Source organism: Collinsella sp. OM06-18AC, assembly GCF_003438785.1.
GTDB lineage: Bacteria > Actinomycetota > Coriobacteriia > Coriobacteriales > Coriobacteriaceae > Collinsella.
The window spans coordinates 1-12190 of record NZ_QSTX01000011.1 but is presented as its reverse complement, the minus strand read 5'-3'; the positions used below and the strand labels follow the sequence as shown (position 1 = coordinate 12190).

The 12190-nt window shown below is 58.6% G+C and carries 12 protein-coding genes and 1 pseudogene; 8 read left to right on the top strand and 5 right to left on the bottom strand.

Annotation, left to right across the window (positions count from 1 at the left end):
- Positions 1-15 precede the first annotated feature (15 nt).
- Both DXB86_RS07600 and tagD read right to left on the bottom strand, forming a co-directional pair.
- On the bottom strand, positions 16-1146 hold the full coding sequence (locus DXB86_RS07600; RefSeq protein ID WP_117736703.1) for a phosphorylcholine transferase LicD: 1131 nt from the start codon (positions 1144-1146) through the stop codon (positions 16-18).
- 3 nt (positions 1147-1149) lie between these two features.
- The gene (gene tagD / locus DXB86_RS07595; RefSeq protein ID WP_117736702.1) at positions 1150-1701 is read right to left on the bottom strand and encodes a glycerol-3-phosphate cytidylyltransferase; all 552 of its coding nucleotides are present in this window, start codon (positions 1699-1701) and stop codon (positions 1150-1152) included.
- Between the two features lie 279 nt (positions 1702-1980).
- On the opposite strand from tagD, the gene DXB86_RS07590 reads away from it, so the two are divergent.
- The 7 genes from DXB86_RS07590 to DXB86_RS10205 all read left to right on the top strand — a co-directional run bounded on the left by DXB86_RS07590 (position 1981) and on the right by DXB86_RS10205 (position 8332).
- Positions 1981-2448, top strand: a complete 468-nt coding sequence (locus tag DXB86_RS07590; protein ID WP_233504180.1) for a sugar nucleotide-binding protein — start codon at positions 1981-1983, stop codon at positions 2446-2448.
- Between the two features lie 134 nt (positions 2449-2582).
- Positions 2583-3395 (top strand): ABC transporter permease, encoded by an 813-nt coding sequence (locus tag DXB86_RS07585; RefSeq protein WP_117736701.1) that lies wholly within the window; start codon positions 2583-2585, stop codon positions 3393-3395.
- Positions 3396-3404: 9 nt separating this feature from the next.
- Positions 3405-4160 (top strand): ABC transporter ATP-binding protein, encoded by a 756-nt coding sequence (locus DXB86_RS07580; RefSeq protein ID WP_117736700.1) that lies wholly within the window; start codon positions 3405-3407, stop codon positions 4158-4160.
- A 1-nt stretch (position 4161) separates the two neighbouring features.
- Positions 4162-5418 carry a glycosyltransferase family 2 protein gene (locus tag DXB86_RS07575; protein WP_117736699.1) on the top strand — a complete coding sequence of 419 codons (1257 nt, stop codon included), beginning with the start codon at positions 4162-4164 and terminating at the stop codon, positions 5416-5418.
- Between the two features lie 39 nt (positions 5419-5457).
- Positions 5458-6519: a glycosyltransferase family 2 protein gene (locus tag DXB86_RS07570; protein ID WP_117736698.1), complete on the top strand. Its 1062-nt coding sequence runs from the start codon at positions 5458-5460 to the stop codon at positions 6517-6519.
- A gap of 21 nt (positions 6520-6540) precedes the next feature.
- Positions 6541-7776 (top strand): glycosyltransferase family 4 protein, encoded by a 1236-nt coding sequence (locus DXB86_RS07565; protein WP_199411018.1) that lies wholly within the window; start codon positions 6541-6543, stop codon positions 7774-7776.
- Positions 7777-7882: 106 nt separating this feature from the next.
- Positions 7883-8332, top strand: coding sequence for a nucleoside hydrolase (locus DXB86_RS10205; protein ID WP_369831486.1), 450 nt, complete (start codon positions 7883-7885; stop codon positions 8330-8332).
- Here DXB86_RS10205 and DXB86_RS07555 read toward each other — a convergent pair.
- Both DXB86_RS07555 and DXB86_RS07550 read right to left on the bottom strand, forming a co-directional pair.
- Positions 8229-9269, bottom strand: coding sequence for a hypothetical protein (locus tag DXB86_RS07555; RefSeq protein ID WP_117736696.1), 1041 nt, complete (start codon positions 9267-9269; stop codon positions 8229-8231). The two genes, DXB86_RS10205 and DXB86_RS07555, sit on opposite strands and share 104 nt — an antisense overlap.
- A 348-nt stretch (positions 9270-9617) precedes the next feature.
- Positions 9618-10580: a glycosyltransferase family 2 protein gene (locus DXB86_RS07550; RefSeq protein ID WP_117736695.1), complete on the bottom strand. Its 963-nt coding sequence runs from the start codon at positions 10578-10580 to the stop codon at positions 9618-9620.
- 122 nt (positions 10581-10702) lie between these two features.
- Between DXB86_RS07550 and DXB86_RS07545 the strand changes: the two are divergent.
- Positions 10703-11463 (top strand): annotated as a pseudogene (locus DXB86_RS07545) (ABC transporter ATP-binding protein).
- Between the two features lie 187 nt (positions 11464-11650).
- Here DXB86_RS07545 and DXB86_RS07540 read toward each other — a convergent pair.
- Positions 11651-12079, bottom strand: a complete 429-nt coding sequence (locus tag DXB86_RS07540) for a hypothetical protein (RefSeq protein ID WP_233504178.1) — start codon at positions 12077-12079, stop codon at positions 11651-11653.
- Positions 12080-12190: the final 111 nt, after the last annotated feature.

The following is a 12190-nucleotide window of genomic DNA, read 5'->3' as shown; positions in this document are numbered from 1 at the left end:
CGGGTATTTCATTGGCTAAACGGTATCTGGATTCTCAAGATGAAGAGATTCCAAATTGCTGTCAGTTAAATCGACGTGAGCAAAGTGCGTTGAGATATCGTCAGGTAATGAGTAGATGTTCCCATACACTTCAGTTAATAACTTTTCAATATTTGCCGGTGCTTCACATGGCGCACCTTCAAACGCGATGCGTTGAGTTGGAAGAACGTCGCCTTTCGAGCATATCCAATCATATCCATTGAGATCGGTCAGATTGTCGATTCCCCAAATGAGCCCACTGCCGTTGGCGGAGATGATTCCATCATCTTCCGCTTGGTTTAAATAGGCATCAAAGATGGCTGCGGCCTTTTCTCCTAATATTGAATTTTCGGAAACATACCCCGCTGCTTGCCACTCTTGATACCAATCCTGAGAGATGAAATGTTCGATCATTTCGCCTCTCAGGGCAGCCTGCTTCTCAAACGTTGCATGTGTGACGTCGCTGACCTCGTCAAAGAGAAAAAGGTCAAGGAAACAGGGAATATTCTCGTTGGAGTATTTGAAGCGAATCTGTCGGCAGAAGGCAAATGCATCGTAAACGACGGAAACTGAGTAGCGTGAATCGTCCTCAACTATTTCTACCAATTTTTTAATATCTGCTCGAGTCATCCCGAGGTCTGTATCATCGTCCCATGGAATGAAACCTCCGTGTCTGACAGCGCCCAGGAGAGTTCCAAAAGCAATCCAGTAGTCAAGATTGTGTGCTTTACAGAGCTCATTGAATTCTGACAATAATTGTGCGCAGCCTAGTTGATGTAGCCGTAATGGGCCTGTGGCGGGCGGAATGCTTTTGAAGAAACGTTTTCGAGCATCTTCTGGCAGCTCTCCGTCTTTCCTGTAGAGTTCCCATAGCATGATGACGGTCTTCGAATCGTGGGCTTTAATCGCCTTTTCAAGCCGTTCGAATTCACAGGCAAGATGTCCGTTAATGCCGATGTCTGCTTGTTCGGTTCTAGAAAAAACGCGGTCATATTGGGCCGTTGTTTCGCATTTCAAAGACTCGATCGAATCCCTGAGGGATTCGATCGAGTCTTTGAGTGATTCTATTGAATCCCTCGTGTTTCGCACTGCGCGCCGTGTCGATGGGAGTAGATCAAGAATGTTCACTGCTTATCCTTTAAGACTCGTCTTAATGTCGCTGGTAGAAATACCGGGCGTTCGATTTAGGTATTGAACCTGGCAGATATCCCTCAGCGATTCAAAACGCGGATCGTTTTCCCAGTCACTTCCCATGCAGACTGTATCAATCTGAAAGGTCTCTACGTCTGTTGCTTTTTGTTCCCAGCTATTTTCAGGGATTACAAGGTCAACGTAGCGTATCGCTTCGAGCATTTCCTTTCGCACATTATACGAATAGAAGCTTTTCTTTCCCTTTAGTGCGTTGAATTCGTCGGTGGAAAGGGCAACAACGAGGTAGTCTCCAAGGGCAGCCGCCTGTTGAAGCAAGCGAATATGACCATAATGCAAGAGGTCGAAAGTACCATAGGTAAGAACTCGACGGAGCCCCGATTTCCCTCGCTGGTTGGCTTGCTGATGCAAAATACCCGATCTTGTGATTGTAACGCTGTGGGGTTCTTCTGATATTTCGTGAATCGGAGGATGCCTGTGAGCTTCAGCTTGCGGCTCGATTCGTATCTCGGTGTTTATTTCAGTCCCATTCATTCCTTGCACTCCCCGCGCCCTGTTGACTTGCAGTTTATATTAGCTTAATCAACGGTTTACGCCCCTATGGATATCGACGTAAACACTGCGTGCCGTTATGCGGTTTTCAGCTTGTCTCGCGGTGCCGGCAACGGGTGCATGGCGTCTTGTTCAATCGATTCGATTTTGCGGCGGGGTGCGCCGGGTGCGATCGCGAGTGGAATCGTAGCCGGCGCTGTCTGGCTGGAGATAAGGGGAGGGTCTCCAATGTGCTAGATGTTTGGCTGACGGTACCGGTTCATGAGACTGCTGGTGTTCGACGGCACGGCCGAGGCGCACGACGATGGGGAGCCCTTTAGCCCGCTGTTCGTCTACGGCCAGAACAAGAGAGCGGGTGACATCGCCGTGGCCGGCTGCCCGCGCTACTACATCATGCGCTCCAGTTGGGTCATCGGTGAGGGACACAACTTCGTCAAAACCATGAAGGGTCTGTCCGACCGCGTCGCCGACCCGGAGAATAAACTTACCCAGATTACGGTCGCGGACGACAATCTGGGCCGCCTGACCTTCACGCGCGACATGGCCGCGGCCATCTTCCACGTGCTGGACGCGAAGGCCCCCTACGGCACCTACGGCTGCACCGGCTCGGGCGCCGTGAGGAGCTGGTCCGACATCGCCCGCGCTGTCTTCGAGGCCGCTAACGGCAACGGCGGGAAGGTCGTGCCGGTGTCGACCGCCGACTGCTACGCCAGCGCCGCCTGTCCATAAGCGCGCAACCGACTCTCCTGATTGTATGCAGCTCGTCGAGGTGAGAAATCGCGCAAGCGCCCCTGTGTTATCATACGTTGTTCGGCAAGGGCGGCATCTGCCGCTAACGTGCAATCAATAGGGAGGCGTCGTCGGTGTCCTCACAGACTCTCGCAACCGAAAAAGCCCCGCGTCCGTATAAGAAGGACTTGCTCATCCTCGAGCAGCTCGTCACCAAGGACTTCAAGCTCAAATACCGCCGTAGTTTCCTCGGCGTGTTGTGGAGCGTTCTCAACCCGTTGCTCATGATGATCGTCATGTCCATCGTGTTTTCTTACATGTTTGGCAGCAACGTCCCTAACTTCCCGCTCTACCTCATCGTGGGCAACGTCACGTTCTCGCTCATGAGCGACTCCACCAACGCGGCACTTACGAGTATCATCAACGCCGCGCCCCTGCTCAAGAAGGTAAAGGTCAACCGGTACATCTTCCCGGTGCAGAAGGTCTTGTTCGCGCTCGTAAACTTCGCTTTCTCGCTCATCGCCGTGGCTATCGTCATGCTGTTCTTTCAGGTTATGCCCACGTGGCACTTCATCTGGCTGCCCCTGTGCCTGTTCTTGCTGATGCTCTTTTGCATCGGCGTGGGCATGGCCATCGGCGCGCTCTCCGTCTTCTTCCGCGACATCATCCATCTGTGGAGCGTCGTCATCATCGCGTGGACCTACCTCACGCCCATCTTCTGGGACCTCTCCTTGCTTATCGACAAGGGCGCCCCGCACTGGATCATCATGCTGGTGAAGATTAACCCCATGTACAACTACCTCGAGTTCATGCGTGACATCTTCCTGTGGCAGCAGAACCCCACGCCCACGGTGCTCCTCATGTGCATCGCGTGGGCCATCATCGCGCTCATCATCGGTATCTTCGTGTTCAAGAAGACCGAGCACAAGTTCATTCTCTACGTCTAAGGCGGCACCATGGCAGACGCTACCAACACCGAATACGCCATCGAGGTCGACGATGTCACGATGGTCTTCAACATGGCCAGCGAGCAGCTCAACTCCCTCAAGGAGTACTTCATCAAGCTCGTGCGCCACGAGTTGTTCTTCAAGGAATTCCATGCTCTGGAGCACGTGAGCTTCAAGGTTAAGAAGGGCGAGGTCATCGGCCTGGTGGGAACCAACGGTTCCGGTAAGTCCACCATGCTCAAGATTATCGCCGGCGTGCTCGAACCCACGAAGGGCACCGTGACGGTTCGTGGCAACATCGCGCCCCTCATCGAGCTGGGCGCTGGTTTCGATCTTGAGCTCACGGCGCGTGAGAACATCTTCCTCAACGGTGCGCTTTTGGGTTACTCCAAGCAGTTCATGGAGGAGCACCTGAACGAGATCGTGGACTTCGCCGAGCTGCGCGACTTTCTCGACATGCCTATGAAGAACTACTCATCTGGTATGGTCGCGCGTATCGCGTTCGCCATCGCCACCGTGGTGGAGCCCGACATACTCATTGTCGATGAGACGCTCTCCGTGGGCGACGTGTTTTTCCAGGAGAAGTGCGAGCGCCGCATCCAGAGCTTCATAGATTCCGGTAACGTGACTGTGCTGTTCGTGAGCCATTCTATCGGGCAGGTGGAGCGCATCTGCACCTCCGCTGTGTGGATCGAGAAGGGCCACGAGCGCATGATCGGCCCAGTGGACGAGGTCTGCGCGGCTTACAAGGCGCAGTTCGACTAATATGTCCGGCGCGTGCGACGAGGCGGCCGCGAGCGAGCGCCGCCCCTTCTTTTCCATTATCATGCCCTGCTATGGCGTGGCGGCTTACCTGCCCGATGCCATAGCGTGCGTCCGTGCTCAAACGTGTGCGGACTGGGAGCTCATCTGCGTTGACGACGCCTCTCCCGATAACGTGGCTAGGATCGTGGAGGCGGCCGCTGCACAAGACGCGCGTATTCGTCTTGTGCGCCACAAGGAGAACCAAGGCCTGTCCGGCGCGCGCAATACCGGCATCGCGGCGGCACGCGGCTCCTACGTATGGATGCCCGACCCAGACGACACGTACGACCCCGAGCTTCTCGAGGAGTGTCGCGCGGCCATAGCCATGGGTGCTGGTGTTCCTATGGGAGGCGTCGTCGATCCTGCGAGCTTTCCGCTTCGCCCGAATACCCCGTGCGATGTCGTCGTGTTTGGTTGTCGCGAGGAATACCGCGCTGACAACGGGGCCGTTACGGGTACGCGAGAGCTTGTGCCGGCGCTGGATGGCGCAGTCTTCAGCATGGATGACCTCGATGCCCCCACGTGTCACGTCGTTGCAGCGGATTCTCCTGCGGCTATCGAGCTTGCCGCGGGGCGAAGCGCGTTTCTGCTGGATCGCGACGAATACCGCTCGAGCATTCTCGTCCTCGAGGAGCTCACGCTCTTTGGGTACGCTTGGAACAAGGTCTATCGCCGAGAGGTGCTCGATGGCCTCTCGTTCGAGGATGTACCGCTCATCGAGGACGTCTGCTTCAATATCGAGGTTGCGCGTCGTGTGGGTTCGGCCGCCGTGATATGTCGTCCGCTTTATCGCTATCAGAAACGCGAGAATGTAAACCTTACGAACAAATTCGTGCCGCGCTATTACGAGGTGCACCGCAGGCGCGTGGCGGAGTTGTTCGAGCTGCTGCGCGGTTGGGGCCTGGACAGTACCGACGCTCGTTCGCGCTTGGGCTTTAGGTTTGCGCGGTACGTGCTGAGCGCCATCGAGCGCACGTTCGACGAGCGGGCGGGCATGGACGCGGCGGCCCGCCGTGCGTTTTGCGCCGAGCTCACGGCAGACCCTCTGTATCGTGAACTCATCGTCGAGGCTCCGGCGAGGTCGGGACGCGTTTCGCGCGCACTCCATGCCCTGCTCGCCAGGGGCAATCCGCACCTCATGCTCGCCGCGGGTCGCTGCGTGCATGTGGTGCGGGGAAGGTCTTCGCGCGCATACGCGAGCGTGAAGACGGTTGGATAGGATGTTGCGCGGTCTGTCAGCCGCGAGAGGGGTGTATGCATGAGTGATGTTGAGAGTCGGGGCGGAAGCGCGCTGCAGCTTACCGTCGCTGTCCCTGCTTACAACGTCGAGAGCTACCTCGCTCGAGGTCTTGAGTCCTACCTCGACCCGCGATTCGTGGGCAAGCTCGAGGTCGTCGTGGTGGACGATGGCTCTACCGACGGCACCCGTGCGCTTGCGGAGGAGTTCGCCGCGCGCAGCCATGGCGTGATCCGCGTCATCTCCAAGAAGAACGGAGGCCACGGCTCGGCCGTGAACGCTGGCCTGGCCGAGGCGCGCGGGCGCTATTTCCGCGTGGTGGACGGCGACGACTGGGTGAACACGGACGGTATGGCCGAGCTGCTCGAGCGTCTTGCCGACCTCGATTGCGACCTTGTGGTAGACAAGAAGCGCGAGATTGACATGACTTCTGGCGAGGAGCGTCCGTTCCCGCTCGCCAAGGGCGTTGTCACGGGTCGTGCGCTCGACTTCTCCAGCGTTCTCACCAACGGCGACACCGTGTTCCAGATCATGATCCACACGCTCACAGCGCGTACGGACTACCTACGCGGTATCGGCATCAGCCTGCTCGAGCACACCTTCTACGAGGACTATGAGTACGTGGTCAAGGCAAGCGTGCCCGCCTCTACCATCTGCTACCTCGATATCGAGGTGTACCAGTACCTGGTGGGCAACGAGAACCAGTCCGTGAGCCAGGCGAACTACGTGCGCCGCTGGGACGATCACGACCGCGTGGTCATGGAGCTCCTGGACTACCTTGAGCGCTGCGAGCATGGCGAGGTATGCGCCGCGAGCGGGGAGAGGCTTTCGGATGAGTCCGTCTACTACGTGCGCGAGAAGGTCCACCTCATCGTGGACACGCACTACAACATCGCGTTGCTGTTCGATGAGGATCGCAGCCGTGGGCGTGCGCGCGCCAAGGCGTTTCGACGCGAGCTGAGGTGTGCGGACATAGACCAGTGGGCGCGCGGCGAGCAGCGATACCGTATGGCCACGCTCCTCAACCGCTTGAGCTTCTCGTACAACTCCATCAAGCGCTTGGTCTCCAAGCGCCGTCACTAGCACGCTACCAAGGGATGATTCATGAGCCGCAAACCGCGAATAGCCATATTCAGCGCCGACGCCAAGCTTGGCCATGAGGTCAAGGGTGCCACGCGCTACACGTTCCTCGCGACGCTTCTCGTGGAGCGTGGCTTCAATGTCGACTTTATCACGAGCGGCTTCCAGCACTGGGAGAAGCGCCAGCGTGATTTGGCGACGTTCGACACGAGCATGCACGCGTTCAACGTGAAGTTCATTGCCGAGCCGAGCTATCCCGCCAACATGTGCCCCCAGCGCATCTGGGCGCACCATGTGATGGCCAAGCGCGTGACGGCGTACTTCGATGTGGACCACGACTACGACCTCATCTACTGCCAGATTCCGCCCAACGATGTGACGCTCGCCGTGGGACGGTCCGCGAAACGCTACGGCATCCCCTTCGTGGTCGACGTGAACGACCTGTGGCCTGAGGCCTTCCGTATCGCGCTCGACGTTCCGGTGCTGTCCGACATAGCCTTCGCTCCGTTCGAGCGCCAAGCTCGTCGCGCGTACGCGTTGGCGGACGCCGTGGTGGGTACGTCCGACGAGTACGCCGCGCGCCCTTTCCGCGACCGCGCCGAGGATATCCCCAAGCTCGTGGTGTACGTGGGTAACGACCTCGAGGAGTTCGACGCGGGCGCCGCTGAGAACGTCGGCTCCGTGGAAAAGCCCGAGGGCGAGGTCTGGGTTACTTACGCGGGTAATATCTCGGCACTATACGACTTGGAGACGCTCGTCGAGGCTGTGGCGATAGCTGCCAAGGCGCATCCCGAGCTCAGACTCAAGATTCTTGGCGATGGCCCCGAACGCGCATCCGTTGAGGCGGCGGTTGAGCGAACCGGGGCGCCTGCTGGGCTTTTGGGCTACATGCCGTACCGTGTCATGGCGGCTTGGCTCAAGGCGTCCGACATGGTGGTCAACTCGCTGGTTGCGAACGCGCCCCAGAGCGTGCCCACCAAGATAGGCGATTACCTGGCCTCGGGACGCCCCATGATTAACACGTCCATGAACGTTGAGTTTCGCGAGAAGGTCGTGCGTGACGGCTTTGGCGTGAATGTTGTGCCGGGTGACGCCGAAGGGCTCGCCAGGGTGATCTGCGAGCTTGTCGAGGACGAGGCGGGACGCGCGCGCATGGGTCGCGTGGCGCGCGAGCTCGCGGCGGCACAGTTCGACCGCCCGCATTCCTATGAGGCTACCGTCGACCTCATTCGAGGCCTGATCTCCGAGCGCACGAAGTAGATTGCCCCCGTGAGGCGTGCTCGTCCTATACTCGGACTGATAGGAGAGTGCATGGTGTGTCGGGGTTGGGCGAGGCCGTGCTTGAGGGGGGGCGACCGACCGCAAGCTGTCCGATGAGCCGGCAATCGTGGAGATGGCCCGCTCTATTTCCGGGTTGCCCGACGATACCAAGATGACGCTTGTTCCAACCGGTCCCTTGACGAACATCACGCTGTTCCTACGTACGTACTCGGGGCGTGCCGATCGTATCGACCACATCGTCCTCATGGGCGGCACCACGGTTGGCGGAAACGCGACCGTGTACGCCGAGTTCAACATATGGGACGACCCCGAGGCTGCGCAGATTGTGGTCTCGAGCGGGCTACACATCGTTATGTGCCGCCTCGATGTGACCCAGAATGGCGGTTGCGGCTTTGCCTTTCCGCCATTCTGGGTCACATCCGGAGTACTGGTTATGAGACGCGCTCGGCGAACTCCAGGTATTGCGTGCGGCGCCACTTGTCCATCGTGGCGGCGTAGAGGCTTTCGGTGTTGTCGAGCTCGAGTGCATCAGTGACTTGGTTGTTGTTGAACCAGCCCTGAATGCTGTTCCCGTATACGACCGCGAGCACGACAGATGCGGTAGCGGCCACGATGTTCCAACGCCGGCGTGACGCGAGCGTGAGGGCGGACCTGGCGCTCGATTCGAGCGAAGGGTGGCTACCGAGTGCGGTGTGCGCCCCCATCGCCGTATTGGAGGAGGGACACGCGTCACGGTTGATAAGGGAACCGATTGTCATTCTGAGCGAAGGACGCGCAGCGTCCGTAGTCGAAGAATCTTCGCGGGCGTTGCTACCCGCCTTGAGATCCTTCGGCATGTCAACTGAACTTGCTTCAGTTGACATGTTGCCGCCCACCGGCAGTTTCGGCGGGCGTGTCAACGACAGTATCGCGAGCGCTATGCACAGCAGCCCCAGCGCATCCAACATCGCCGGCGTGAGCACGTAGTCGTAGCCGGCGGATACGGCGGCGGCCGTACCCAGGGCGAGCAGGTCGCTTGGCAGAATTGCCACTCCCTTGAACGCCCAGATGAAGCTCTGCGCTATGCCCACGCCGGCGCACGCTACGGCCGCGAGCGCGGGGCCGGCGCCGCGGCGCAGGAATGCGAAGTAGGCCACGGCCATGAACGCGGCGATGAGCGCTACGGAGAACGTCACGGACGACCACGGCAGCAGACCCACGTTGTTGTTCCACGCAACCTCGAGCGCGCGGAAGGAGAGCGTGGCCGCCACGAGGATGCACACCGCATCGCGCAGGGTGCATGCGAGCAGGCGCATTGGCGCCTTGGTTGCATCTATAAGGCGGGCGAGGGGTCCACGCAGCAGCGGTACGAGGCCACAGGTGCCCGCGGCGCAGGCGAGGCCCGTCGTGGCGCTGGTGTTGCCCGTATCGGCGGTCCAATCTTCCACAAAACCTTGTCCGGTCCAATAGATGATGAACCCAAGCAGACCCACGAACGGAACCTGCCACAGAAGGGTGGTGACCTCTATGCGGCGGTGGCGCCAGAACTGCCATACCTGCTATGCCGCGGCGGCGAAAAGGATGAGTATGAGCGCGCCGGTGGTGGGGCCGGCGTTCGCGGCTATGGTGGTGGGGGCTTCAGTTTCCATGCGGGCAACTCCTGGACCGCACGCAGGCGGCGGACAATCTCTTTACATGCTCTTTTCTATAACAGGTGCGTGAACCTGCCTCGCCTGTCACCCTGGGCGCTATGCGCCCAGGGTGAGTTCCTAAAGGAAGGTCGGTAGCGATTCCTACTCGTTGTAGCACGGCACGACGATGGAAATGCGCGGTATGGCGGTTTACCTTGCGTTCGGGTTGTCGTTGCGATAGTCACCGAAGGCGTATTTGCTATACACATTGACTTCCCACTGCTTTTTTTCGACCTTTGCCACGGAGTCGAGGATAAAACCAGTCGCGAGACTTAAGCCACACAGGAACATAAACGATGCGGCGAGCAGGGCGGTTGGGAAGCGCGGAACAAGACCGGTCTGGAAATACTCGACAATGATGGGAATGCCCAGGGCAAGACCGATTATTGCAAACAGGAGCGCAACGAGGCTGAAGAATTTGAGCGGGCGGTAGTCCTTGAACAGCGTGCCAATCATGGCGACGACCTTAATGCCGTCGCTGACGGTATTAAGCTTAGATTCGGATCCTTCGGGGCGATCGCGGTACTCAATAGGCACATCCTTGATGCGCCAGCGGTGGTCGACGGCGTGGATGGAAAGTTCTGTTTCAATCTGAAAGCCCTCGGAAAGCACGGGGAACGTTTTGACAAAGGGACGGTTCATGGCGCGATAACCTGTCATAACGTCGTCGAAACTGTAGCCATAGATCCACTTGATCATGGCACGAACTAGGTTGTTGCCAAAGTCGTGGAACGCACGCTTGTTTTCTTCGGCATAGGTGCCGTTGGACAGGCGATCGCCCACAGTCATGTCCGCCATGCCGTTGAGGATGGGCTCGCAGAGGGCTTTGGCTTCCTCGGCGGGATAGGTGTCGTCGCCATCGACCATTAGGTAACAAGCAGCATCGATATCGCGGAACATCTGACGGCAGACATTGCCCTTTCCCTGTCGGGGCTCAAAGCGCACTGTGGCGCCGTGTTCCGTTGCGATGCGCGAGGTATCGTCTGACGAGTTGTTATCGTATACATAGACCGTCGCCTGCGGAAGCTCGCGGTGGAAGTCGTCAATGACTTTGCCGATCGTAAGGGCTTCGTTGTAGCAGGGGATAATGACGGCAATAGATTCAGAATTCACTCAATGCTCCTTTGATATTCAAACGTAGAAAGTATAGCCGTTTGGCCCTGGCATCCTGAGATGTAGCCGTCTTCCACAAGTCCGAGCGCAAATTCATCTTCTACATCTAAAGGAATGCTGTGATGACTGAATCTGTTGTTGATTACAACGAGCAGCTTCTGGCTGTCGAGGCCGACGCCACCACCATGATCTTTAACATGGCGTCTGACTCGCTGACCAGCCTCAAAGAATGTTTTATTAAGCTCGCTAAGCATGAGTTGTTCTTTGAGGAGTTTAGGGCGCTTAAGCACATCTCGTTTGATATTCACCGCGGTGAGGTCGTGGGCTTGGTCGGTACTAATGGTTCCGGCAAGTCCACGATGCCCAAGATTATCGCTGGTGTGCTCGAGCCTAGCGAGGGCAGCGTTAAGGTTCATGGCAACATTGCACCTCTGATTGAGCATGGAGCTGGCTTTGATCCCGAGCTGACGGCACGCGAGAACATTTATTTGAACGTTGCGCTAGTCGGCTATACCAAGGAATTTATCGATGTCGACTTTGATGGCATTATCGAGTTCGTTGAGCTGCAGAACTTTGTCGACATGCCGCTCAAGAACTTCTCTTCGGGTATGGTTGCGCGCATTGCTTTTGCAATCGCCACCATTACCGAGCCCGATATCCTGATCGTCGATGAGATGCTTTCCGTCGGCGACGTGTTCTTCCAGCAAAAGTGCGAGGCCCGTATTCAGCACTTTATCCAGAGCGGTGACGTGACGGTTTTGTTCGTGTCGCATTCCATGGAGCAGGTTGAGCGCATCTGCCAGCGTGCGTTTTGATTGAGAAGGGCGACCTTCGTATGGACGGGGTTGATTTCCGATCTCAGCCGAACACATTGAGCAAATAGCCCATTCCCGCAGTTAGCCGAACGCCCCCGCGGCCCCTCCCGGGGTCCGGGGGCGGCATTTTCCCAGTTGAAGGAACGGTGGAGATGTGTTTCGATGGGTCCGGTGGCCATGCTCCGCCCGCCGCCCGGCGCCTCTTCCCAGACTCAGCCGGACGGTCGGTCCGTCTATTCCGTTTTTCCTTCTAGGCTAGGACAGCGGGGCATCGCCCCTTTCCGCGCGCGCCCGCTCGATGAGCCCCGGCGTCAGGTCGAGCTCCTCGACGGGCACGTCCTCCACGCCGTACGCCTCGAGCAGCGCCGCCGCGTCGCCGCCGAGCATCGCCCGGAAGGCGCGGGCGGGCGTCGCGAAGCCGAGCGCGCCGCGGGGCTCGGAGTTCACGTGCGACATGGCCAGCGCCAGGTCGGCCGGGGCGAGCCGGTCGAACCTGAGGCCGCGGCCCTTGGGCAGCAGCTTCCTGATCTCGACGTGGTTGCGCTCGCAGGCGCCCTTCTGGTCGCTGCGCCTAGGGTCGCAGTAGAACAGCCTCGTCTCGCCCCGCCCCTCGCCGAGCAGCGCGGCGATCGCGCCCTCGTCGGAGAACTCGGGGCCGTTGTCGGTGAGCACGGCGCGGAACACGCGGCGCGTCCCGTCGGCGCCGAGGACCGCCCGGACGCCCTCCAGGGCGCCCGCGACGCACCCGGCGGCCTCCTGTTAGCGCTACTGTAAAAACAACCATTTTGACCAACG

Coding starts and splice junctions, on each gene's coding strand:
- tagD (WP_117736702.1), bottom strand. CDS start 1,701: ATGAATGGGACTGAAATAAACACCGAGATACGAATCGAGCCGCAAGCT.
- DXB86_RS07565 (WP_199411018.1), top strand. CDS start 6,541: ATGAGCCGCAAACCGCGAATAGCCATATTCAGCGCCGACGCCAAGCTT.
- DXB86_RS07570 (WP_117736698.1), top strand. CDS start 5,458: ATGAGTGATGTTGAGAGTCGGGGCGGAAGCGCGCTGCAGCTTACCGTC.
- DXB86_RS07590 (WP_233504180.1), top strand. CDS start 1,981: ATGAGACTGCTGGTGTTCGACGGCACGGCCGAGGCGCACGACGATGGG.
- DXB86_RS07580 (WP_117736700.1), top strand. CDS start 3,405: ATGGCAGACGCTACCAACACCGAATACGCCATCGAGGTCGACGATGTC.
- DXB86_RS07575 (WP_117736699.1), top strand. CDS start 4,162: ATGTCCGGCGCGTGCGACGAGGCGGCCGCGAGCGAGCGCCGCCCCTTC.